This window comes from Robiginitomaculum antarcticum DSM 21748 (genome assembly GCF_000365025.1).
GTDB classification, from domain to species: Bacteria; Pseudomonadota; Alphaproteobacteria; order Caulobacterales; family Maricaulaceae; genus Robiginitomaculum; species Robiginitomaculum antarcticum.
The window spans coordinates 1-22,780 of the sequence record NZ_KB823012.1 but is presented as its reverse complement, the minus strand read 5'-3'; the positions used below and the strand labels follow the sequence as shown (position 1 = coordinate 22,780).

Here is a 22,780-nt window from a genome sequence, read left to right as displayed (position 1 = left end):
CGACGCTATATGCACGATATTTTATCGGTTAAACCACCATGATGCCGCGCAGCATGAAGTATAGTCCTGCCGCGAACAGTCCTGTTAACGGCACTGTGATGATCCACGCGGCAACGATTTTATAGAGCATAGAGCGCTCAACAAGTTTGGCTTTATAGGCCTTTTTGAAATCGCGGCGTTCGCTCCATGTAAGCTGCTCAGCCACCGCCTTGCGTTTTAGCTCACGCAGCATATTGCGTTTCTCCGTCATCGGAGCCGCGTCGAAACGTTCGACGAATGCTTCGTCGACATGAGGATCTTCGGCATCAGCCAGCCGGCGCTTAATTTTGGCCACCGCTTCATTATAGCTGGAGTTTAAGACTTCGCGCAGGAAACCAACTCCGAAGATGCCGCCGACCGCAATATGTGTGGACGAGACCGGCAGACCCAACTGACTGGCGATGATAACAGTTATCGCTGCGGCGAGCGCTACGCAAAAGGCGCGCGACATATCCAGTTCTGTAATTTCAGAGCCGACCGTCTTAATCAGCTTCGGCCCGTATAGCGCCAGCCCGACCGCAATACCCAGCGCGCCGACCAGCATGACCCATAGCGGAATGGAAGCTTCGGAAGCAATTGCGCCGGAGAACACGGCCTCATTAATCGCGGCAAGCGGCCCGATGGCATTTGCCACATCATTCGCCCCGTGCGCAAATGAGAGCAGGGCCGCAGAGACAATAAGGGGAATAAGAAACAGTCGGTCAACAGAGGCGTGACTTTGCTGCATTTTCACTGCGGCGTTTTTAACCAAAATACGGACAATGAAAAAGACTGCGACGGCCATCACAAAACCCAGTCCCAGCGCGGTCAAAAAATCAACTTTGACAAGCTTCTTAACGCCTTTCAAAATCAGATAGGTCGTGAACGCCCAGCCCATAATAGCGACCAGAAACGGAACGGTTTTGCGCGCCGCCGTCAGCAAATCGCGTTGATCCAGCACGGTGCGTTTAATAATATACAGGAACGTGGCCGCGATAACGCCGCCCATGACAGGCGATATGACCCAGCTGGCTACGATTTGCTGAACTGTGTCCCAATTGGCAATGCCCCAGCCGCCGGCCGCGATGCCCGCGCCCAAAACGCCGCCGACAATCGAATGCGTCGTCGAAACAGGCGCGCCAATCGCGGTGGCCACATTCAGCCAAATAGCCGCAGCAAGCAAGGCGGCTGTCATCGCCCAGATAAAGCTTTGCACGTCATCACCGAAATAGGCGGGGTCAATAATGCCTTTTTTTATGGTGGACACGACATCTCCACCGGCGATGAGCGCGCCGGACGCCTCCATCACAACGGCAATCAAAATCGCGCCTGTCATGGTCAGCGCTTTGGACCCCACAGCGGGCCCAACATTATTCGCCACATCATTAGCGCCGATATTCATGGCCATATAGCCGCCAATAACCGCCGCAAGGATTAGGAATGTTGGATCTCCGGCTCCACCCGAAATTTGACCGCGTACAAACACATAAATTATCACGAGAAAAACGATCGCGCCGGAAAGTCGCGCCACGTCTTTTAGTCCGAAATTGATTATGCGGTCTTTCATCTGCCCATTCCCATTTGTGACAATTTTATGACCCTGTTCAATGATGGGCCCGACTATAACAAGGTATCTTAACAAGCTATCCACACCTTAATGTATTTTGTGGATAAATTGAGCGCTTTTTGGGGTGACTAACTCTCTTTCAGGATGCGGATGATGAGTCCTGCGCATTATTATGCCCTTATCACCTACACATACCCGTATCACCTACACATAAATGTGAAGATTCTTGGCCTGCAGCCTTGAAGGGGCGGTTTACGCCCCCATATCCGGTTCAGACAGGGCGAAAACCCTACACATTTATAGAATTTGAACAGTTCGGGCGCTTGAGCACAAGGCCCGTAAAAGGAGCAGTCAAATGGCTAAAGTCATTGGTATTGATTTAGGAACGACCAATTCCTGTGTTGCCGTCATGGATGGTGACAAACCCCGCGTAATCGAAAACTCAGAAGGGCAGCGCACCACGCCGTCCGTTATCGCAATCACGGATGATGGCGAGCGTCTGGTCGGGCAACCCGCCCGCCGCCAGGCCGTCACCAACCCCGAGCATACATATTTCGCCGTTAAGCGCCTTATCGGTCGTCCGTTCACAGACCCGGCCGTGAAGAAAGACGCCAAATTAGTGCCTTATAAAATTGTCAAAGGCAAAGGCGGCGACGCCTATGTCCAAGGCCGTGACAAAATCATGAGCCCGGCTGAAATTTCTGCGATTACATTGCAGAAAATGAAAGAAACGGCCGAAGCCTATTTGGGAGAAACAGTGACCCAAGCCGTGATTACGGTTCCGGCTTACTTTAATGACGCCCAGCGTCAGGCCACAAAAGATGCCGGCAAGATTGCCGGACTTGAAGTTCTGCGGATCATCAATGAGCCAACCGCTGCGGCTCTGGCTTACGGCATGGATAAAAATGACGGTAAGACTATTGCGGTTTACGACCTTGGCGGCGGGACATTTGATGTGTCCATCCTTGAGATCGGCGACGGCGTGTTTGAAGTGAAGGCCACAAATGGTGACACCTTCCTCGGCGGTGAAGATTTTGATATGCACATTGTCGAATATTTGGCAGCCGAGTTTAAAAAAGACACCGGTATTGATCTGAAAGCTGACAAGCTGGCCTTGCAGCGCCTGCGTGAAGAAGCCGAGAAAGCCAAAAAAGAGTTGTCCTCTGCCAACTCATATGAAATCAATCTGCCGTTTATCTCCATGGATGCCTCGGGACCGAAGCATTTGAACATGAAGTTGACCCGCGCCAAGATGGAAACATTGGTAGAAGATTTGATCAAACGCACTATCGCGCCCTGTAAAAAAGCGCTGGCCGATGCGGGACTTAAAGCCTCCGACATTGACGAAGTTGTTTTGGTCGGCGGTATGACCCGTATGCCAAAGGTTCAGGAAGCGGTGACGAAATTCTTCGGTAAAGAGCCCCATAAGGGCGTTAATCCGGACGAAGTTGTTGCGATGGGCGCGGCTATTCAGGCCGGCGTGTTGCAAGGCGACGTCAAAGACGTTCTTTTGCTGGACGTAACGCCATTGTCTCTGGGTATCGAGACCGAGGGCGGCATCTTTACCCGCATGATTGACCGCAATACGACCATCCCGACCAAGAAGTCACAGGTCTATTCGACGGCTGCTGATAATCAGGCGGCTGTGACCATTCGTGTGTCTCAGGGTGAACGTGAAATGGCAGCGGATAATAAGCTGCTGGGTCAATTTGATCTGGTCGGTATTCCTCCGGCGCCGCGCGGCCTGCCGCAAATCGAAGTGACCTTCGACATTGATGCCAATGGTATTGTGAACGTCTCCGCCAAAGATAAGGCGACAGGCAAAGAGCAAGCCATTCGCATTCAAGCGTCCGGCGGTCTGTCTGATAACGATATCGACGCAATGATTAAAGACGCTGAAGCGAATGCTGAGGATGATAAAAAGCGCCGTGATCTGGTCGAAGCTAAGAACCAGGCTGAGGGTCTGTCTCATAAGGCTGAAAAAGACCTTGAAGAGCATGGTGACAAAATCTCCGAAGAGGATCGCGAGGACATTAAAACCTTAATCGCTGAAGTCCGCGAAGCCGCCACAGGCGAGGACACGGAAGAGATAACAGGCAAAATACAGGCTCTGACAGCTGCGGTCATGAAAATGGGCGAAGCGATCTATGCGGGCGGCGGCGACGAAGAGCGTCCGGCCACCGAATCCGAAGATGATGACGACGAAGATGTTGTCGATGCCGAATTCGAGGATGTTGACGACAAAAAGTCGTAAACGCCCGTCTATTTTAAAATTCAAACACCCGGCCTTGTGCCGGGTGTTTTTTAAGAGGCGACTATGGCCAAGCGCGATTATTATGAAATTCTGGGCGTATCCAAAGACGCCGATTCCAAGACATTAAAAAGTGCATTCCGCCGCAAGGCGATGGAATGCCACCCGGACCGGCACCCCGATGATCCCGGCGCGGAAACGCGATTCAAAGACCTCAATGAAGCTTACGGCATCCTCTCAGATGACCAAAAGCGCGCGGCCTATGACCGTATGGGCCATGCCGCATTTGAAGGCGGGCGGGGCGGCGGCGCAGGCGGTTTCCAAGACTTCGGCGACATTTTCAGCCAGATTTTCGGCGGCGCAGGCGGTGGTAGTGGCGGATTTTCCGATATGTTTGGCGGCGGACGCGGCGGTCAGCGCCAAGCCCGTGGCGCAGATCTACGCTACGAAGTTGAAATCTCGCTCTCCGAGGCCTTTTCCGGCAAAGAACTGGAAATATCTGTTCCTGTTAAAGAGGCCTGCCATAGCTGCGAAGGCACCGGCGCTGCCGAAGGCGCGCAAGTCGAGAGCTGCGGCACATGCGGAGGTATTGGACGCGTGCGGATGCAGCAGGGGTTTTTCCAGATGGAGCGCCCCTGCCCTAAATGTGGTGGCCAAGGCGAATATGTTACTGATCCCTGCCGCACATGTGACGGCACAGGGCAGGAACGCATTAATCGCGATCTGACAGTATCCGTTCCCGCCGGCGTCGAAGACGGCACACGCATCCGTCTGACCGGTGAAGGCGATGCCCCCGCTAAAGGCGAGGGCGCACGCGGCGATCTTTACCTCTTTGTCTCTGTGCAGCCCCATGAAATATTCGAGCGCGAAGGGCCGAACCTGTTCTGCCACGCGCCGGTTCCCATGACATCAGCCGCGCTGGGCGGGGATGTTGAAATCCCGCTTATCGATGGCGGCCGCACCAAGGTTAAAATCCCGGCGGGCAGTCAATCAGGCCGCCGTATGCGTCTGCGCGGTAAAGGCATGAGCGTTCTGCGCAGTCAGAGCCGCGGTGATATGTATGTCGAATTGGGCGTGGAGACTCCGTCTAATATGTCGACCAAACAGCGCGAAATCTTAGAAGAATTTGCCCGTGAAGGTGGCGACAGTATCAGCCCCGAGCATTCCAGCTTCCTCGATAAAGCCAAACGCTTTTGGGATGAATTGACGGAGTAACTCGCAGCTACTCGCCAGAGGGCCGAAAATCACTCGCCCCGGCGGTTATGGAGTTCCACATGTCATCCGGCTCTTCTTCGTCGGCAATGTCGCGCGTCAAATTCCAAAGCGTGCGGATATAAGGCCCGTTTTCGTCTTCGGTTAGCTGTCCGGTCCAGCTCGTCATAGAGCCATAGCCTTTGAAATTGACTGTAAAGGCAATCTGGTCACCTTGCGCAAATCCGGTAAGCGGAAACATCGCGGACTTATCCGGCTCTCCCAAATTGGTCTGATAATATCCGCTGAGCAGCCCGTCATTATTCTTAATAACAACATGCGAGCCCCGATCATTTTTCCACGCGCCCGAAAACATATCCGTTTTATCAACCGTTTGAGCGCTCGCGCAGGCTGAAATCATGAGCGTGAGAGCTGTTAGACGGAAAAGTCTCACTCTTCTTCACCTCGCCTTAAATCCCGCTTCACAGCAGGTTGTGACAGCAGAGCGTTCATTTCGCTAGCCGTGTCAAATGTCGTATCAGCGAGAAAATGCAGGCGCGGGGTAAATTTGGTTTCCATTTCACGGCCCAGACGTCCACGCAAAAATGAGGAACTGCGTTTGAGCCCTGCAATAACGTCCTCCATATCCACACCCGACGTGCCCATAAGAGGTGCGCAATATACGGTGGCGTGTTTTAAATCCGGAGAGGTGCGCACTTCGGTAATTGTGATAGACACGCCCTGCAGCGCAGGATCGCGTAATGAAGCTCCGGCGAGAATTTCAACCAGCACGCGGCGCACGAGTTCTCCGGCGCGAAGTTGACGCTGCGATGGCCCTTTGGCTTTTGTCGGCATTAAACTGTCCTTATTTAGACTGCGCATTTAAAGGCGCAGTCTTATAAAAACAAGGTGATCCTATGCGTTATCGTCTGTGCGTTTTAATTCGGTACACTTTGCTTCGCTTCATATGCGTCAACAACGGCCTGATATCCTTTGGCCTCTTCGCCCGTAACACGTTTATATTGCCCGACAAGACCACTTTGGTCAGTAAATTCTAAAACAAGAGTGTCATTGGCAACAGATTGAATTTGAATGCAGGGGCCAACCGTATCAGCAATTGCGTTACCATTTTCATTCTCTTCTTTATCAGCGCAAGACGTTACAGTATTTATTACACCGCGAGCCTGCACGTTCGCCGGGCTGTTTAAAATGTATGAATTTTCTCCATTCCTACTCACGTAAACGACAAAAAAGGTATTGCCCGCATCCTGGAATGTCATATTTTCCTGATAGCCTTCAGTGGACACACCGGTCATTTTCCAGAATCGTCCTTTGATATCATTAACTTTAGGGTTTTTCGACGATACAATTTGATCCGCAGAATGCAGCACAGCAGGCTCCGGTAACGGTTCTTGCATTGGCTCCGGCTCGGGCACTATCTTCGCGACCCGGCCATTTTCATTAGATAGGCTAGGCATATCATCTCCGGTTAAGAAAAAATATGCGCCGACAGCTAATGCTATGACAATGACGATTAAAATAAGTTTTTTCATGAAGGCCCCAAAAATTATTGTGATTTAGCAAAACTATAGAGTCAAAAACTTATTAACAAGACATTTCTAAAAATTTTAAAATCGCAATCCGCCATATTATTACGCCGCAAATGCATTTATTGCCAGAATATGTTTTATTAATACTGCGCCTAAACAGTCTTGTGACCCAAGTAAATTTAAGTCTAACGCTACCGCGGCGTGCGAGCGAGCGAAAGAAAACAAGATTTTGCCCTGCGTGCTAATCTATGAAATACACAGTTACATTTTATCAGGACATCCCATGACGACCACTTATCCCACACTGAAATACGGCCATAGCGAAGAGATCGGTATGATCCGCGAAACCGTGGCCGCCTTTGCGCGCGATCACATTGCGCCTATCGCCGCGCAGATGGATAAAGACAATGAATTTCCGCGCTATTTATGGCCGATGATGGGCGAGCTGGGCTTGCATGGCCTTACCGTTGACGAGGAAGACGGAGGATCGGGCCTCGGCTATTTGGCGCATACGATTGCCATTGAAGAAGTGAGCCGGGCCAGTGCCTCCCTGGGCCTGTCTTACGGCGCACACAGCAATCTATGCATCAATCAGCTCCGCCGTTGGGGCACTGCCGAGCAAAAAGCAAAACATCTCCCGGGCCTCGTGAGCGGCGAGCATTTAGGCAGTCTTGCTATGAGCGAGCCGGGCGCAGGATCTGACGTCGTCTCGATGCGGCTGCGCGCCGAAGGCGTTCAGGGCGGTTATGTCCTCAATGGCAATAAGATGTGGATCACTAATGCCCCGACGGCGGATGTGCTGCTGGTCTATGCCAAAACCGATATGGAAGCGGGTAGCCGCGGCATAAGTGCGTTTTTGATCACGCCGGATATGAAAGGTTATTCGACTGCGCAAAAGCTCGATAAATTAGGCATGCGCGGTTCTGACACTTGCGAATTGGTGTTTGAGGACTGCGAAGTCCCCGAAGAGAACATGGTCGGCAAGCCCGGCCAAGGCGTCGAAATATTGATGAGCGGTTTGGACTATGAGCGCGTTGTGCTCTCCGGTGTTTCGCTCGGGATAATGCAGGCCTGCCTTGACGTTGTGCTGCCCTATATTCACGAGCGCAAACAATTTGGCAAAGCCATTGGTGAGTTCCAGCTTATGCAGGGCAAGCTGGCCGATATGTATGTGTCACTATCGACGGCGCGGTCCTACACATACGCCGTCGCGGCGGCTTGTGATCGCGGCGAGACGACGCGTAAAGACGCCGCGGGATGCATACTCTATGCCGCCGAAAAAGCCACCCAAATGGCCAGCGATGCGATCCAAATGTTAGGCGGTAATGGCTATATCAATGATTATCCGACTGGACGGTTATGGCGGGATGCCAAACTGATGGAAATCGGCGCGGGGACATCCGAGATCCGCCGCTGGCTTATTGGCCGGGAGCTGTTTGCTGAAACGAGATAGCGCCTTACGTTCTTGCTTATGGGTCGGGAGCCGGTTGCCATAGGCCCAATAGTCCATATCCTCTGGACACGTCATACGACACATAAAAAACCCGGCCAGAGAATATCCGGCCGGGGCTTTTTATTCAATATTTTGAAAAAGACTACGCTTCAGCAGTTTCATTTTCTGCTGTACGGGCGTGATCAATGGCGCCTTTGGCGTCAACATCACGGTCAACAAATTCGATAACAGCCATTGGCGCGTTATCACCAAAGCGGTAGCCGGCTTTAAGCACGCGAATGTAACCGCCATTACGTTCTTTGTAACGCGGGCCGATAACGTCGAATAATTTCTTACTCATCTCGACATTGCGGGTGCGGGCAATCGCGATGCGGCGGCTGTTCAGATCGCCTTTTTTAGCAAGCGTTACCAGCTTCTCAACGAAGGGGCGCAGTTCTTTAGCTTTAGGCAGGGTCGTCACGATTTGTTCGTGCTCAATCAGGCTGGAGCTCATATTAGCAAACATAGCCTTACGGTGGCTGGCTGTTTTGTTAAGTTTGCGGTGGGCAATGCGATGGCGCATAGCTGTATCCTCTTAAATTATTCGGGCAACCTAAATGCGGTCGTCATATTTCTTGGCAAGCTCTTCGATATTTTCCGGTGGCCAGTTCGGGGCGTCCATGCCCAGATGCAGACCCATAGCGGCGAGCACTTCTTTAATCTCGTTCAATGATTTGCGGCCAAAGTTCGGCGTGCGCAGCATTTCGGCTTCTGATTTTTGGATCAGGTCGCCAATATAAACGATATTGTCGTTTTTCAGGCAGTTCGCTGAACGGACGGACAGTTCAAGCTCGTCGACCTTACGCAGAAGTGCAGGGTTGAAATCAAGCTCGGGCTTGTCATCTTCGCGTTTGCTGTCCTGTGGATCGTCGAAGTTGACGAAAACCTGGAACTGGTCTTGCAAAATACGCGCCGCAACTGCGATCGCATCTTCAGGCGTAACCGCGCCATTGGTTTCGATGTCCATGATCAATTTGTCATAGTCCAGAACCTGGCCTTCACGTGTGTTTTCGACTCGATACGCGACCCGTTTAACCGGGCTGTATAGCGCATCAATAGAAATCAGGCCGATCGGCGCGTCTTCAGGACGGTTATCCGCCGCGGAGACATAACCTTTCCCGGTTGAAACGGTCAGTTCCATACGGACGTTCGCGCCCTCGTCCAAAGTACATAGGACGTGCTCGGGGTTTAGAACCTCGACATCAGCCGTTTCTTCAATATCGGCGCCTGTGACGGGGCCCGCTGTGTCTTTTTTCAACAGCAGCTTGACCGGACCTTCAGTATGCAAACGCACAGCCAGACCTTTGAAGTTCAGGATGATGTTTGTGACATCTTCAAGAACGCCAGGAATGGACGTAAATTCGTGAACAATACCGTCGATTTGGACGGCGGTGACTGCAGCGCCTTGGAGAGATGACAGTAGAACACGACGAAGCGCATTACCAAGCGTCATACCAAAACCGCGTTCCAGCGGCTCAGCTGTTACAGTCGCCAAGCGGATCGGATCACGACCGGGCGTAATTTCCGGATTCATGGGGCGAATAAGTTCTTGCCAGTTTTTTTCAATCACGGTTGTGCCTCTTATAGCGATGCGCCCGTCATGCGGGCGCGAAAATAATCTTAAATATCGCCGCGATAAACGCGCCGATTACGCCATGCGTAAATTATACGCGGCGGCGTTTGGGTGGACGGCAGCCATTATGCGGAATAGGCGTAACGTCGCGAATTGTTGTGACAGTAAAACCCGCAGCGCCAAGGGCGCGCACGGCGCTCTCACGGCCTGAACCGGGACCGGTCACATTCACTTCTATGGTTTGCATGCCGTGTTCCGCCGCTTTACGCGCCGCTTCTTCGGCCGCAACCTGCGCCGCATATGGTGTAGACTTACGGCTACCTTTGAAACCCATCGCGCCGGCTGAACACCAAGCAATAGTGTTACCCTGTGCATCAGTAACCGTAATAATGGTATTGTTAAAAGTGGCATTGATATGCGCAATACCGGAGCTGATGTTCTTGCGATTGGCGCGGCGGACGCGACCTGGTTCTTTAGCCATAACGGACTATCCTATTTCTTCTTGCCGGCGATTGCTTTGGCCGGACCTTTACGCGTACGCGCATTGGTATGCGTACGCTGACCGCGCACAGGCAGGCCGCGGCGGTGACGCAAACCCCGGTAATTACCCATATCCATCAGGCGTTTGATATTGCCGCCAACTTCGCGGCGCAAATCACCCTCAACCATATGGTTGCCGTCGATCTGCTCACGGATTTGCAGAATCTCTGCATCCGACAGATCTTGAACCCGGCGGTCGTCCGAAATGTTCACAGCGTCAACGATCTCGCGCGCTTTGGCCGAACCGATGCCGTGGATATAAGTCAGCGCAATCAATACGCGTTTATTGGTTGGTATGTTAACACCCGCAATGCGTGCCACAATAATCTCCTTGCACAATGACGCAATTCTTGGCCTATCCCATTTGGGGTCCGCCCAAATAAAAAGGGCGAAAATGACCATTTTCGCGAACGCGTCTTATATACTCAACTTCACTAACGTCAACAGCGTGAAGGCAGATAAGCTGTCCTTCACGTTATCAAACGCACATTTAAGACGAGCCTAAGCCCGTCCGGTTTTGTGGGCCCCGAGGACCCGGTCAATCTGCTTCGACACGGTTTCGATAGAGACCATGCCATTGACTTCGTTTAATTTGCCCTGCGCCGTATAGAAGGGCAGCAGCGGCGCAGTTTGTTCATTATAAGCGGCGAGGCGCTTGGCGAAAGTCGCCGGATTATCATCCTTGCGCCCTTCTTGCTCGAAACGCTTTCCGATACGTGTCAATATGGCTTCATCTTCGACGACCAGTCGAATGACACTGTCTACAGCTTGCCCGCGTTTAGCGAGCATGGAATCGAGCGCAACGGCCTGAGCCACTGTGCGTGGAAATCCGTCAAAGATAAAGCCCGCAGCACTTTTATGCTCAGCCAGCTGCTCTTCAATCAGGGCAATGACAACCTCGTCACTGACCAATGCGCCGCTATCCATAATGCCAGCGACGCGCTTGCCAAGTTCTGATCCGGATTTGCGGGCCGCGCGTAGCATATCTCCGGTGGAGAGCTGCACAAAGCCGCAATCCGTAACAAGCCGTTTGGCCTGCGTGCCCTTTCCTGCAGCAGGCGGGCCAAAAAGAATAAGATTAAAGACCATCTTAGCGCTGTCTCCGGCGCATTTTGCTTTTCTTGATCAGGCCTTCATATTGATGGGCGATCAGATGGCTTTGTATTTGCGTGACCGTATCAATTGTCACGGACACGATAATCAACAGACTCATCCCGCCAATCAACATGCCGACACTCGGGGGAATTTCTTGATTCTGGGAAATGAGATATTCGGGAAGGACACAAACGAAAGCCACATAGAGCGCGCCAATCAGCGTCAGGCGGTTTAACACATAATCCAGATATTGCTGCGTCCGTACGCCGGGACGGATGCCGGGCAGAAAGCCGCCCTGTTTGCGAAGATTGTCGGCAACCTGCTCACTGTCAAAGACGAAGCTTGTATAGAAGAAGCAGAAGAAAATCACGAGAACGCCGTAAAGTGTCAAATAGAGCGGCGAACCGTAACCGATAAAGGCCATAGCGGTTTGAAGCATGCCGGGATCCCCGCCATCGGCTCCGCCGCCCGACAACATCTGCCCGGCCGTCGCAGGGAGGAGCAAGAGCGAACTTGCGAAAATGGGCGGGATAACACCGGCGGTATTGATCTTGAGCGGCAGGAAGCTGTTTTGACCGCCAAACTGTTTACCACCCGCCATTTGTCGCTTGGGGTACTGCACAAGGAGGCGGCGCTGTGCGCGCTCGACAAATACAATCAGCAATGTCAGGGCAATGGCCATGCCCAGCACAACAACAACCAAAGAGGTCGGGATTTGTCCGCTACTGCCCAGACCAATCGTCTGGTAAATCGCACGAGGAAGCTCGGCCACAATACCGGCGAAAATGATTAGCGAGACGCCGTTACCAACGCCGCGCGCCGTGATCTGCTCGCCCAGCCACATCAGGAACATGGTCCCGCCAACAAGCGTCACGACACAGGTGACTTGGAAGAACAGGCCGGGATTGATGACAACGTCTTGCGCTTCAAGCAAGCGGGCAATGCCGTAAGCCTGAAAAAGCGCCAGGAAAACGGTTAGATAGCGTGTATATTGATTGATTTGCTGACGGCCTTGCTGCCCGCCATCTTTATCAAGCGCGACCAGTGACGGTACAGTCTTTTTCATCATCTGCATCACAATCGATGCCGTAATATACGGCATAACATTGAGCGCAAAAACCGCCATACGCTCAACTGCGCCGCCGGAGAACATATTAGCACGGTCTAAAAGACCACCCGATGCGGAGGCAAAAGTATCGGCGTAAGCGGCAAGGTTGATACCGGGAACAGGAACAAATGTACCGAGGCGGTAAATGATCAACACGAACAGAGTGAACAAGATACGCTGCTGCAGGTCTTTGGCTTTACCAAAGGCCCCCAGATTCATATTCGATGCCAGCTGTTCTGATGCCGATGCCATAAGTATACCTTAATAAATTGCCCCGTAGGTGGCCTACGGGGCGATTATTTTACTTGCCCATCAAAGCTTTCGCTTGAGCGGGCCAATCATCATTTTCGATATTATTCTTGAGATCGAGTTTTTCGTCCAGCTCGGCAATGCGGGCTTTAGTCAATCCGGCAATATCTGCATATGTCATAACGCCTTCGCCGTTAAGGCGCTTAGCAAAGACGGGGCCAACGCCACTGATTTTCGTCAGATCGTCGCCTTTACCATCTTTAGCAGCGGCTTTTTTGGCCGGTGCTTTTTTGGCAGGTGTTTTCTTATCAGCAGCAGGCTTAGCTTCAGCTTTCTTAGCCGGTGCTTTTTTGGCGGCAGGCTTTTTGGCGGCAGGCTCTGCCTTAGCCGCTTTTTTCGCTGGCTTCGCAGTTTTCTCAGGCTTCGCAGGAACTTCTTCGATAACCTGTACGCTACCACCGGCTTTTTCGATGATCGCTTGCGCGCCCTTAGTAATGCCGCGCACTTTCAGTTTTAACGCTGAAGACAGTTCGCCGCCACCAATAACGCGTACGCCGTGAAGACCGCGGCGGATAACGCCAGCGGAAACCAATGCAGCCGCGTCAAGCTCACCCTTAGGCAATACGCCTGCATCGATAGCTTGCTGCAGACGACGGATCGTCAGCTCAGTGAGCTTCAAACGGTTTGGCTTGTTAAAGCCGCGCTTTGGAAGGCGCATATGGATCGGCATTTGTCCGCCTTCAAAGCCTTTAATGGCCACGCCGGAACGTGACTTTTGACCTTTGACACCACGGCCGCCTGTTTTGCCCTTACCTGAACCGATACCGCGTCCAACGCGGGTAGGCTTTTGTGTCGCGCCGGCATTATCGGCTAATTCATTCAAACGCATCTTTATCTCCGTAGCGCCGCGTCACCTTGATATGGGACGGCGCAGTATAAATAAAAGGGGCGACCGTTATTCACTAACGATCTGCACCATATGGCTGACCTTGGAGACCATGCCGCGCACTGACGGCGTGTCCTCAAGCTCGCGGACCCGGCCGACTTTATTCAGACCAAGACCTTTAAGGGTTGCCAGTTGATCGGCAGGGCGGCGGATCGGCGAACCGGTCTGCTTGACTTTCAATGTTTTCTTTTTCGCGGCCATGATAATTCTTTCTAGGCTTCGAGCGCTTCAGGAGCAGAGGCTCCGTCGTCGCGGCGTGTAACAAGCTCGCCGACTTTCTTGCCGCGTTTGGCGGCAATCGTGCGGGGGCTTTCCATGCGCTTTAGACCGTCAAAGGTCGCGCGGATCATGTTATACGGGTTGGATGTCCCCAATGATTTGGCAACGACGTCCTGAACGCCGAGGCATTCCATGACAGCGCGCATTGGGCCACCGGAGATAACACCGGTACCGGGAGGCGCAGCGCGCATGATCACTTTACCGGCGCCGTGACGGCCCCGTGTATCATGATGCAATGTACGGCCTTCACGCAATGGGACGCGAATCATGGTCTTCTTAGCTTCTTCAGTCGCCTTGCGGATCGCCTCGGGAACTTCGCGGGCTTTACCCTTACCGAAGCCGACGCGGCCTTTTTCATCACCGACAACGACCAAAGCGGCAAAACCCATACGGCGTCCACCTTTTACGGTTTTAGCGACGCGGTTAATGTGAACCAAACGGTCAATAAATTCAGGAGTTTCGTCTTCGCGTTTGCGACCACGGCCTCTATTATCGTCTCTTGCCATAACAGCTCTCCTAGAACTTAAGACCGGCTTCGCGAGCCGCATCTGCCAGAGCTTTCACCCGGCCGTGGAACAAATAACCGCCGCGGTCAAAGATAACGTCTTTGACATCAGCTTTAAGAGCACGCTCGGCAATTAACTTGCCGATTTTGATTGCGGCATCTTTGTCGGACCCTTTGTCCTTGCCTTCCAGTGTGGAAGCCGAGGCCAAAGTCACGCCGTTCAGATCGTCAATAATCTGTGCGGAGATGTTTTTGTGGCTACGGTAAACAGATAGGCGCGGGCGTCCCTGCGCGTTCTTTTTCAAACGGCGGCGGACGCGCTGGGCGCGGCGTTTTGTGCTTGCAGTACTCATCGCTCTACTTCTTCTTACCTTCTTTGCGGCGAACATATTCACCGAGATAACGCACGCCTTTGCCTTTATAGGGCTCGGGTTTGCGGAACTCGCGAATTTTCGCAGCAGTTTGACCTACGGCCTGTTTATCGATGCCTGAAACAATCACTTGAGTAGGCTTTGGAGCCTCGATTGTGATGCCTTCAGGCGCATCGAAATTAATATCATGCGAAAAACCTAATTGCATGGAGAGCGTATTGCCCTTCATTTGCGCGCGGTAACCCACGCCCTGCAGCTCAAGTTCTTTCTTATAACCGTTCGTAACACCTTGGATCATGTTAGCGATCATTGTGCGACACATGCCCCACATTGACCGGCCGGTATTATCGGCAACAATCGGCGTAACAGTGAACTCATTGCCGTCCAATTTACCGGAAACCGAATCAGGCAATTTAAAGGACAGCTCGCCCTTTGTGCCTTTAACGGATACAAGTTGACCCTTTTGGGTCAACGTAACGCCGGATGGAATTTCGACAGGCTTTTTACCAATACGTGACATAAAACCTCCCTATGAAACTTTGCAAAGGACTTCGCCGCCCACATTGTTCTCGCGCGCCGCGTGGTCGCTCATTACGCCGGATGGCGTAGAGAGGATCGCGATGCCGAGACCGTTGCGGATCTGCGGAAGGCTTTTTACGGATGAATAGACACGGCGGCCCGGTTTCGAGACGCGCGTAATTTCGCGAATGACGGGGCTGCCTTCGAAATATTTAAGGTCAATCTCAAAAGAGGCAAAACCATCTTTCTCAACTTCGCTATAGCCGCGAATATAGCCTTCGTCGGCTAGAACATTCAATACACGGCCGCGCAATTTAGACGCCGGCGTGATACATTTGGATTTGCCGCGCAACAAGGAGTTCCGGATGCGTGTTAGCATATCACCAAGGGGATCTGAAAATGACATTAGAGCCTCCTTACCAGCTAGATTTCACAAGACCCGGAATCAGGCCAGAAGAGCCAAGCTCACGAAGAGCGATCCGGGACATTTTCATTTTACGGTAATAACCGCGCGGACGTCCTGACACTTCGCAGCGATTGCGAACGCGGATCGGCGCGCTGTTGCGGGGAAGCTCGGCCAGCTTAAGCTGGGCTGCAAAGCGCTCCTCGACCGGCAGCTCAGTATTGCGCGCTGTTGCTTTCAGCTCTGCGCGCTTGGCTGCATATTTTTTAACAAGACGTTGGCGCTTCTTATTGCGCTCAACTGCACTGACTTTTGCCATTTCTTTCTCCAATTGCGAGACCGCGCATCATTGCGGGGTCTGCTTGACCTGCTGCGTAAATTTGCTTCGCTTTCCGTTACTTCGGGAAGGGGAAGTCAAACTCGGCCAACAGTGCCTTTGCTTCGTCATCAGTTTTCGCTGTAGTCGCAACTACAACATCCATACCCCAGATCGCTTCGATCTGATCGTAATTAATTTCCGGGAAGATAGTTTGGTCTTTGATACCCATGGCATAATTACCATTGCCGTCAAAGCTCTTAACATTCAATCCGCGAAAGTCACGTACGCGCGGCAGCGCGATATTGACCAAACGGTCCAGGAATTCGTACATGCGGTCGCCGCGAAGCGTAACTTTACAGCCAACCGTCATGCCTTCGCGCAGCTTAAAGCCCGCAATGGATTTCTTGGCAATTGTCGGAATAGGTTTCTGACCGGCGATTGCTTCCATATCCGCGATAGCAGATTTGATCTTTTTACTGTCACCAACAGCTTCGCCGACACCCATATTCAATACGACTTTCTCAATCGCCGGAATTTGCATCTCGTTCGTGTAGCCAAATTTATCCTGCATCGTTTTACGGATGGACTCACGATATTTGGCCGCTAGGCGGGGCTCATAAGGCTTAGACATCGAGGACCTCTCCTGATTTCTTAGCAACACGGACTTTTTTGCCGTCTTTGAGGGTTTTGAAACCCACGCGAGTCGGTGTGCTGTCTTTCGGGTCGATGGCGGCCACGTTAGAAACGTGGATCGCGCCTTCGAAGCGGCGAATGCCGCCATCCGGATCTGCTTGTGTCGGCTTCACATGACGTGTGACGACATTAACGCCGGAAACAATAATTTTATCGGCAGACGGGATAACGCGAGAAACTTCGCCTTTTTTACCCTTGTCTTTACCGGCAATCACGATGACGTGGTCGCCTTTTTTAATCTTAGCAGCCATGACTACAGAACCTCCGGAGCCAGAGAAACGATTTTCATCAGATTTTTCTTCGGCGTTGATTTCGCGCGAAGCTCGCGCGGCACGGGGCCAAAGATACGCGTTCCAAGCGGCTCGCCTTTATCATTCACGATAACGGCTGCATTGCTGTCAAAGCGAATGACGGAACCGTCGCGACGCTGAATGTCCTTACGGACGCGAACGACAACAGCTTTACGCACTTCGCCTTTTTTGACACGGCCGCGCGGGATCGCTTCTTTGATCGAAACCACGATCAAATCACCGACATGGGCGTAGCGACGCTTGGCGCCGCCCAGCACTTTAATGCACTGCACGCGGCGCGCGCCGGAATTATCGGCGACATCAAGATTGGATTGCATCTGAATCATATCAGACCTCTTAAAAAATAGGCGGAAAAGTCAGCTGCGGATTACCCGGCAACAACTTCCCAGCGTTTCAACTTAGAGCGAGGCGGGCATTCCTGAATGGAAACCTGCTCACCCATTTTCACAACATTGCCCTCGTCATGGGCATGGTATTTCTTTGACCGGCGCACAGTTTTCTTGAGCAGTGGATGCAGATAAGTCCGCTCCACGCGCACGACAACTGTCTTGTCGCCTTTGTCTGACACCACGGTGCCCTGTAGAATTCGTCTTGGCATATCGCCCTCTTACGCTTTGGCTTTAGCGCTCTCGCGCATAATTGTTTTGACCCGCGCAATATCGCGGCGAACAGTTTTCACGCGTGATGTTTTTTCCAGCTGACCGGTTGCTTGCTGAAAACGCAGATTAAACTGCTCTTTTTTCAGCTTTAACAGCTCGTCATTCAACTGATCTTCGCTCATAGCGCGTACATCAACGGCTTTCATTTCTTTACTCATGACCGCCTCTCCTATTCACCCGGACGGGTGACGACTTTACATTTAACGGGCAGTTTAGCTGCGCCGAGGCGAAGCGCCTCGCGGGCAACTGCTTCAGTTACGCCGTCAATTTCAAACATGATCCGGCCGGGCTTGACCTTACAGGCCCAAAACTCGACAGAACCCTTACCTTTACCCATCCGGACTTCGGTTGGCTTTTTTGTGACGGGCACATCAGGGAAGATGCGGATCCAGACACGACCGGCCCTTTTCATGTGACGCGTAATCGCACGGCGCGTGGCCTCGATTTGACGCGCAGTCACACGCTCAGGCTCCAAAGCCTTGAGGCCAAAAGATCCAAAGTTCAGATCAGTGCCGCCTTTAGCGACGCCTTTGATCCGGCCTTTATGTGCTTTGCGGAACTTCGTCCGTTTCGGTTGCATCATGACTTAAATACCTTCTAGCTCGCGCGGGCCGGACGACGGTCACGGTCGCCCCGTCCGCCGCGCTCGTCATTTTGACTATTCATCAGACGTTCGCGTGCAGACGGATCATGTTCCATGATCTCGCCTTTATTGATCCAGACTTTAATACCGATAATTCCCATGGTGGTCATAGCGCGTGCAACGCCATAATCAATGTTAGCGCGCAGTGTATGTAGAGGCACGGAGCCTTCCTGATACTGTTCTACGCGGGCAATTTCAGCGCCGCCGAGACGGCCGCCCAGTTTAATTTTACAGCCTTTGGCACCCATGCGCATCGCGCTTTGCAGCGCGCGCTTCATGGCGCGGCGGAAAGAGACGCGGCGCTCAAGCTGCTGCGCTATTCCGTCAGCGACCAAAGTGGCGTCAACCTCAGGCTTACGCACTTCAACAAGATTGAGGAATACTTCACCATCAACCATCGTCATCAGCTTTTTACGAAGCTTTTCAATGTCTCCGCCTTTTTTACCGATCACAACACCCGGACGCGCCGTGTAAATTGTGACGCGGCATTTTTTATGTGGGCGCTCAATAATGATAGATGAGACGCTGGCTTGCTTCAGCTCTGTTTGCAGAAAGTCCCGGATTTTCAGGTCTTGGTGCAGCAGTTCGCCATATTCTGACGTATTGGCATACCACTTGGATTCCCAAGTGCGGTTAATACCAAGGCGCAGGCCGATTGGATTAATCTTCTGACCCATTATGCGGCCTCCTCGACTTCGCGGACGATAATCGTCAGCTCGGAAAACGGTTTAAGAATTTTGGCGCCGCGGCCACGGGCACGTGCCCGGAAACGCTTCATAACCAAATTCTTGCCGACAAAAGCTTCTGAAACAATCAGGCTGTCGATATCAAGGCCGTGATTATTCTCAGCATTAGCGATCGCGCTTTGCAAAGTATTGCGCACGTCGCCAGCAATCCGCTTACGCGAAAAGGCCAGATCGTTCAGTGCAGTCTCGGCTTTCTTGCCACGGATCATTTGGGCAACAAGATTCAGCTTTTGAGGGCTAATCCGAATCATGCGCGTTTTTGCCATGGCTTCGTTTTCACCGACGCGGCGTGGATTTTTAGTCTTTGACATCGTCTACTTCCGCTTCGTTTTTCTATCCGAAGTGTGACCGTAATAGGTGCGGGTCGGTGAAAACTCACCGAATTTATGCCCCACCATGTCCTCGGTCACGAGAACGGGTATGAATTTTTGTCCATTATGAACCTGAAACGTCAAACCGACAAAATTCGGCATGATCGTGCTACGGCGAGACCAAGTTTTAATCGCCTGCTTGCGACCTGAATCGCGCGAAGCGGCGGCTTTTTTAAGGAGGTACCCGTCAACAAACGGACCTTTCCAGACACTGCGTGGCATACTAAATCCTACCGTTTCTTCTTCTTGTGGCGTGAGCGGATGATAAATTTATCCGTTGCCTTGTTTGAGCGGGTTTTCTTACCCTTTGTTGGCTTACCCCATGGCGTCACAGGGTGACGGCCACCGGATGTCCGGCCTTCACCACCACCATGCGGGTGATCAACCGGGTTCATGGCAACGCCGCGAACTGACGGGCGAACACCAAGCCAGCGTTTGCGGCCGGCTTTACCAAGATTGATGTTCATGTGATCCGGGTTTGAGACCGCACCTACAGTTGCAAGACATTCTTGATTAATGGCGCGAAGCTCTCCGGACTTCAGGCGAACCTGAGCATATCCAGAATCCCGTCCTACAAGCTGTGCATATCCACCGGCGGAGCGTGCAATTTGCCCGCCTTTGCCCGGCTTCATTTCCACATTATGGATAATCGTACCGACCGGCATAGCGCGAAGCGGCATAGTATTGCCCGGCTTCACATCTGCTGATTTAGAACTGATAACAGTATCGCCAACATCCAGACGCTGAGGAGCAAGAATATAAGCTTTTTGACCGTCTTCATATTTGATCAGCGCGATAAAGGCTGTGCGGTTTGGATCATATTCCAAACGCTCAACCGTTGCCGGCATATCAAATCTGTTCCGTTTAAAGTCGATGATCCGGTACAGACGCTTATGACCGCCGCCTTGGCGACGGGCCGTGATGCGGCCCATATTATTACGGCCACCGTTTTTACTAATGCCTTCAGTCAGGCTCTTTTCAGGACGACCTTTATGCAAGCCGCTACGGTCAACCTGAACAAGGTTGCGCCGGCTTGGCGAGGTCGGATTAAATGTCTTTAAGGCCATAACTAAATTCCTTACAGACCGGTCGCAATATCAATGCTGTCGCCGTCTTTAAGCGTGACAACAGCTTTTTTGACATCACGGCGACGCCCGGCAATGCCGCGGAATCGCTTGGTCTTTCCTTTGGTCACGAGCGTATTGACGGCTGTGACTTTAACTTTGAACAACTGCTCAACAGCGTCCTTGATCTCTGCTTTCGTGGCGCTGCGGGCAACCTCGAAAACGACTTGATTATTTTCAGACAGGATCGAGCTTTTCTCGGTAATAACCGGAGCTACGATGGTGTCATAATGGCGGGCGGCAATACTCATTTTAGTCGAGCCTCCAGATCAGCAACGGCCTCTTTGGAAAGAACCAGTGTGTGACGGCGAAGAATGTCATAAACATTCGCGCCTTGGCTTGGCAGAACGTCAAGATTTTTCACGTTTTGCGCGGCTTTAGATAGGTTACTATCCAGCTCACGGCCGCCAACGATTAGACCGTTAGAGACGCCCATTTTTTCAAGCACTTTAACAAGGTCAGATGTTTTGGCCGCTTTAAGCGTTACGTCATCAACAATGATCAGCTCGCCTGCGCCGGCTTTGGCAGACAGAGCATGCTTCATAGCCAGGGCGCGGACTTTTTTCGGCAGATCAAAAGAATGATCGCGAACGCGCGGTCCGTGGGCTTTACCCCCCCCGCGGAACTGCGACACAGATCCGTTACCGTGACGGGCCGTACCGCCGCCTTTTTGTTTACCAATACGCTTGGTTGTTTTGGATACATCACCGCGCTCTTGCACTTGATGCGTTCCCTGCTGACGTTTCGCCAATTGATAGCGGACCATACGGTGCAGGATATCCTTGCGCGGCTCCAAGCCGAAGATAGCATCATCTAGGTCAACAGACCCGGACGTTTTGCCATCAAGTTTTGTGATATCACATTTCATGACTATTCTTCCTCGCCTGATTTAGCAGGAGCGGCTTTCGCTTCGGCTTTAGAACCGGCAGCTTTAAACGCGCCCGGCGTCGGCAAATCGGTGGCTTTCGTACCCTTTACGGCGTCACGAAGCTCTACCCAAGATCCTTTTGATCCAGGAACAGCGCCCTTGACCAGAACCAGACCGCCATCCGCATCAACGCGAACAATTTCAAGATTTTGCGTTGTAATACGGCGCGCGCCCATATGGCCGGCCATTTTCTTACCTTTAAAAACCTTGCCCGGATCCTGACACTGACCGGTAGAGCCGTGGCTACGATGAGAGATGGATACACCATGGGTGGCGCGTAGGCCGCCAAAGTTCCAACGCTTCATCGCACCGGCAAAACCTTTACCGTTAGATGTCGCAGCCGCGTCAATTTTTTGCCCGGGAACAAAATGCTCCGCAGACATTGTCGCGCCGACCTCAATCATATTGTCTGCGTCAACGCGAAACTCTTTGATTTTCTTCTTCGGCACAACTGACGCTTTAGCAAAGCGCTCACGCTCAGCCTTGGCCACATTTTTGGGCTTGGCATTACCCGCGCCGAGCTGGACAGCGCTGTAGCCGTCACGCTCTTGTGTTTTATGAGCCACGACCTGGCACTCTTCGAGTGACAGAACCGTAACCGGGACATGGGAACCGGTGTCATCAAACACGCGGGTCATGCCGAGTTTTTTAGCGATTAATCCGGTGCGCATCTTAGGCTCCCAGCTTAATTTCAACATCAACACCGGCAGCGAGGTCGAGCTTCATCAGCGCGTCCACGGTCTGGGGTGTTGGATCAACGATATCGAGCATACGCTTATGCGTACGAATCTCGAATTGCTCGCGCGATTTTTTGTTCACATGCGGCGAGCGGTTCACAGTGAACTTCTCGATGCGTGTCGGCAGCGGGATTGGCCCGCGCACATTTGCACCAGTACGCTTAGCCGTATTGACGATTTCCGCAGTGGAGTGATCCAGAATGCGGTGATCAAAGGCTTTTAGCCGGATGCGGATATTTTGACGTTCCATAACTTCAGTCCGAATGTTTCGCGGGCATTAAAAGAGCCGCACAGATCAGCCTGTGCGGCCCGGCTTATTACTCAATAATTTTTGACACGACGCCGGCGCCGACGGTGCGTCCGCCTTCACGGATAGCGAAGCGCAGCTTCTCTTCCATCGCGATCGGGACGATCAGTTCGACATTAATATTGACGTTGTCGCCCGGCATAACCATTTCCGTGCCTTCGTTCAATGTCACAACACCGGTCACATCAGTCGTACGGAAGTAAAACTGCGGACGGTAATTGTTGAAGAACGGCGTATGACGGCCGCCTTCGTCTTTGGTCAGGACATAAGCCTCACCCACAAACT

General features: G+C 52.3%; 34 protein-coding genes and 1 pseudogene. 3 read left to right on the top strand and 32 right to left on the bottom strand.

The annotated features are described in order from the left end of the window. Positions 1-28 precede the first annotated feature (28 nt). The gene (locus H142_RS0106830; protein ID WP_026147856.1) at positions 29-1,585 is read right to left on the bottom strand and encodes an inorganic phosphate transporter; all 1,557 of its coding nucleotides are present in this window, start codon (positions 1,583-1,585) and stop codon (positions 29-31) included. A gap of 355 nt (positions 1,586-1,940) precedes the next feature. Between H142_RS0106830 and dnaK the strand changes: the two genes are divergently transcribed. Beyond that, positions 1,941-3,839 (top strand): molecular chaperone DnaK, encoded by a 1,899-nt coding sequence (dnaK, locus tag H142_RS0106825; RefSeq protein ID WP_017931368.1) that lies wholly within the window; start codon positions 1,941-1,943, stop codon positions 3,837-3,839. Positions 3,840-3,902: 63 nt separating this feature from the next. After that, positions 3,903-5,051: a molecular chaperone DnaJ gene (gene dnaJ, locus H142_RS0106820; protein ID WP_017931367.1), complete on the top strand. Its 1,149-nt coding sequence runs from the start codon at positions 3,903-3,905 to the stop codon at positions 5,049-5,051. Positions 5,052-5,058: 7 nt separating this feature from the next. Here the strand turns inward: dnaJ and H142_RS16235 are convergent, their stop codons facing one another. From H142_RS16235 to H142_RS0106805, 3 genes are all read right to left on the bottom strand, one after another. Beyond that, complete coding sequence (locus tag H142_RS16235) at positions 5,059-5,448, bottom strand: avidin/streptavidin family protein (RefSeq protein ID WP_026147855.1); 390 nt, start codon at positions 5,446-5,448, stop codon at positions 5,059-5,061. A gap of 29 nt (positions 5,449-5,477) precedes the next feature. Beyond that, on the bottom strand, positions 5,478-5,882 hold the full coding sequence (rbfA, locus tag H142_RS0106810; RefSeq protein WP_026147854.1) for a 30S ribosome-binding factor RbfA: 405 nt from the start codon (positions 5,880-5,882) through the stop codon (positions 5,478-5,480). Between the two features lie 83 nt (positions 5,883-5,965). Beyond that, positions 5,966-6,580, bottom strand: a complete 615-nt coding sequence (locus H142_RS0106805) for a hypothetical protein (RefSeq protein ID WP_017931364.1) — start codon at positions 6,578-6,580, stop codon at positions 5,966-5,968. A 280-nt stretch (positions 6,581-6,860) separates the two neighbouring features. Between H142_RS0106805 and H142_RS0106800 the strand changes: the two genes are divergently transcribed. Next, positions 6,861-8,030 (top strand): isovaleryl-CoA dehydrogenase, encoded by a 1,170-nt coding sequence (locus H142_RS0106800; RefSeq protein WP_017931363.1) that lies wholly within the window; start codon positions 6,861-6,863, stop codon positions 8,028-8,030. Between the two features lie 142 nt (positions 8,031-8,172). Here the strand turns inward: H142_RS0106800 and rplQ are convergent, their stop codons facing one another. The 28 genes and pseudogenes from rplQ to H142_RS14730 form a co-directional block, all read right to left on the bottom strand. Next, entirely contained in the window at positions 8,173-8,592 is a 420-nt protein-coding gene (rplQ, locus tag H142_RS0106795) for a 50S ribosomal protein L17 (protein ID WP_017931362.1), read from the bottom strand. A 30-nt stretch (positions 8,593-8,622) separates the two neighbouring features. Further along, positions 8,623-9,639 (bottom strand): DNA-directed RNA polymerase subunit alpha, encoded by a 1,017-nt coding sequence (locus tag H142_RS0106790; protein WP_017931361.1) that lies wholly within the window; start codon positions 9,637-9,639, stop codon positions 8,623-8,625. A gap of 94 nt (positions 9,640-9,733) precedes the next feature. Further along, on the bottom strand, positions 9,734-10,123 hold the full coding sequence (rpsK, locus tag H142_RS0106785; RefSeq protein ID WP_017931360.1) for a 30S ribosomal protein S11: 390 nt from the start codon (positions 10,121-10,123) through the stop codon (positions 9,734-9,736). A gap of 11 nt (positions 10,124-10,134) precedes the next feature. Then, positions 10,135-10,503, bottom strand: coding sequence for a 30S ribosomal protein S13 (gene rpsM, locus H142_RS0106780; protein ID WP_026147852.1), 369 nt, complete (start codon positions 10,501-10,503; stop codon positions 10,135-10,137). A 180-nt stretch (positions 10,504-10,683) separates the two neighbouring features. Continuing rightward, on the bottom strand, positions 10,684-11,271 hold the full coding sequence (locus H142_RS0106775) for an adenylate kinase (protein WP_017931358.1): 588 nt from the start codon (positions 11,269-11,271) through the stop codon (positions 10,684-10,686). A gap of 1 nt (position 11,272) precedes the next feature. Continuing rightward, positions 11,273-12,637, bottom strand: coding sequence for a preprotein translocase subunit SecY (gene secY, locus H142_RS0106770; RefSeq protein WP_017931357.1), 1,365 nt, complete (start codon positions 12,635-12,637; stop codon positions 11,273-11,275). A 385-nt stretch (positions 12,638-13,022) separates the two neighbouring features. Next, positions 13,023-13,523: pseudogene (gene rplO / locus H142_RS17245) on the bottom strand (50S ribosomal protein L15); the annotation flags it as partial. A gap of 66 nt (positions 13,524-13,589) precedes the next feature. Further along, positions 13,590-13,781, bottom strand: coding sequence for a 50S ribosomal protein L30 (gene rpmD / locus H142_RS0106760; RefSeq protein WP_017931355.1), 192 nt, complete (start codon positions 13,779-13,781; stop codon positions 13,590-13,592). A gap of 11 nt (positions 13,782-13,792) precedes the next feature. After that, a complete protein-coding gene (gene rpsE / locus H142_RS0106755) occupies positions 13,793-14,365 on the bottom strand; it encodes a 30S ribosomal protein S5 (protein WP_017931354.1) in 573 nt (190 codons plus the stop codon). 10 nt (positions 14,366-14,375) lie between these two features. Beyond that, positions 14,376-14,717: a 50S ribosomal protein L18 gene (rplR, locus tag H142_RS0106750; RefSeq protein ID WP_017931353.1), complete on the bottom strand. Its 342-nt coding sequence runs from the start codon at positions 14,715-14,717 to the stop codon at positions 14,376-14,378. Positions 14,718-14,721: 4 nt separating this feature from the next. Continuing rightward, complete coding sequence (rplF, locus tag H142_RS0106745; RefSeq protein ID WP_017931352.1) at positions 14,722-15,255, bottom strand: 50S ribosomal protein L6; 534 nt, start codon at positions 15,253-15,255, stop codon at positions 14,722-14,724. A 9-nt stretch (positions 15,256-15,264) separates the two neighbouring features. Continuing rightward, positions 15,265-15,660 (bottom strand): 30S ribosomal protein S8, encoded by a 396-nt coding sequence (gene rpsH, locus H142_RS0106740; RefSeq protein ID WP_017931351.1) that lies wholly within the window; start codon positions 15,658-15,660, stop codon positions 15,265-15,267. A gap of 10 nt (positions 15,661-15,670) precedes the next feature. Continuing rightward, a complete protein-coding gene (rpsN, locus tag H142_RS0106735; RefSeq protein ID WP_017931350.1) occupies positions 15,671-15,976 on the bottom strand; it encodes a 30S ribosomal protein S14 in 306 nt (101 codons plus the stop codon). A gap of 76 nt (positions 15,977-16,052) precedes the next feature. Further along, positions 16,053-16,607, bottom strand: a complete 555-nt coding sequence (gene rplE / locus H142_RS0106730; protein ID WP_017931349.1) for a 50S ribosomal protein L5 — start codon at positions 16,605-16,607, stop codon at positions 16,053-16,055. Next, a complete protein-coding gene (gene rplX, locus H142_RS0106725; protein WP_017931348.1) occupies positions 16,600-16,920 on the bottom strand; it encodes a 50S ribosomal protein L24 in 321 nt (106 codons plus the stop codon). Before rplX ends, rplE begins: the two co-directional genes overlap by 8 nt. A gap of 2 nt (positions 16,921-16,922) precedes the next feature. Then, on the bottom strand, positions 16,923-17,306 hold the full coding sequence (gene rplN, locus H142_RS0106720) for a 50S ribosomal protein L14 (protein ID WP_017931347.1): 384 nt from the start codon (positions 17,304-17,306) through the stop codon (positions 16,923-16,925). A gap of 41 nt (positions 17,307-17,347) precedes the next feature. After that, positions 17,348-17,578: a 30S ribosomal protein S17 gene (gene rpsQ / locus H142_RS0106715; protein ID WP_017931346.1), complete on the bottom strand. Its 231-nt coding sequence runs from the start codon at positions 17,576-17,578 to the stop codon at positions 17,348-17,350. 9 nt (positions 17,579-17,587) lie between these two features. Then, positions 17,588-17,785, bottom strand: coding sequence for a 50S ribosomal protein L29 (gene rpmC / locus H142_RS0106710; protein ID WP_026147851.1), 198 nt, complete (start codon positions 17,783-17,785; stop codon positions 17,588-17,590). 23 nt (positions 17,786-17,808) lie between these two features. Further along, on the bottom strand, positions 17,809-18,222 hold the full coding sequence (rplP, locus tag H142_RS0106705) for a 50S ribosomal protein L16 (protein WP_017931344.1): 414 nt from the start codon (positions 18,220-18,222) through the stop codon (positions 17,809-17,811). A gap of 14 nt (positions 18,223-18,236) precedes the next feature. After that, positions 18,237-18,959, bottom strand: a complete 723-nt coding sequence (gene rpsC, locus H142_RS0106700; protein WP_017931343.1) for a 30S ribosomal protein S3 — start codon at positions 18,957-18,959, stop codon at positions 18,237-18,239. Then, positions 18,959-19,339 carry a 50S ribosomal protein L22 gene (rplV, locus tag H142_RS0106695; protein ID WP_017931342.1) on the bottom strand — a complete coding sequence of 127 codons (381 nt, stop codon included), beginning with the start codon at positions 19,337-19,339 and terminating at the stop codon, positions 18,959-18,961. The genes rpsC and rplV overlap by 1 nt, the downstream gene beginning before the upstream one ends. Before the next feature lie 3 nt (positions 19,340-19,342). Further along, positions 19,343-19,621, bottom strand: a complete 279-nt coding sequence (rpsS, locus tag H142_RS0106690) for a 30S ribosomal protein S19 (protein ID WP_017931341.1) — start codon at positions 19,619-19,621, stop codon at positions 19,343-19,345. Between the two features lie 8 nt (positions 19,622-19,629). Further along, positions 19,630-20,466, bottom strand: a complete 837-nt coding sequence (rplB, locus tag H142_RS0106685; protein WP_017931340.1) for a 50S ribosomal protein L2 — start codon at positions 20,464-20,466, stop codon at positions 19,630-19,632. Between the two features lie 11 nt (positions 20,467-20,477). Beyond that, complete coding sequence (locus H142_RS0106680) at positions 20,478-20,774, bottom strand: 50S ribosomal protein L23 (protein ID WP_017931339.1); 297 nt, start codon at positions 20,772-20,774, stop codon at positions 20,478-20,480. Next, positions 20,771-21,391: a 50S ribosomal protein L4 gene (rplD, locus tag H142_RS0106675; protein ID WP_017931338.1), complete on the bottom strand. Its 621-nt coding sequence runs from the start codon at positions 21,389-21,391 to the stop codon at positions 20,771-20,773. Before rplD ends, H142_RS0106680 begins: the two co-directional genes overlap by 4 nt. A 2-nt stretch (positions 21,392-21,393) precedes the next feature. Next, a complete protein-coding gene (gene rplC / locus H142_RS0106670; protein WP_026147850.1) occupies positions 21,394-22,122 on the bottom strand; it encodes a 50S ribosomal protein L3 in 729 nt (242 codons plus the stop codon). A 1-nt stretch (position 22,123) separates the two neighbouring features. Further along, positions 22,124-22,438, bottom strand: coding sequence for a 30S ribosomal protein S10 (rpsJ, locus tag H142_RS0106665; protein WP_017931336.1), 315 nt, complete (start codon positions 22,436-22,438; stop codon positions 22,124-22,126). A 67-nt stretch (positions 22,439-22,505) separates the two neighbouring features. Continuing rightward, positions 22,506-22,780, bottom strand: a 275-nt coding sequence (locus H142_RS14730) for an EF-Tu C-terminal domain-related protein (protein WP_017931335.1), incomplete at its 5' end; no start/stop codon positions are given.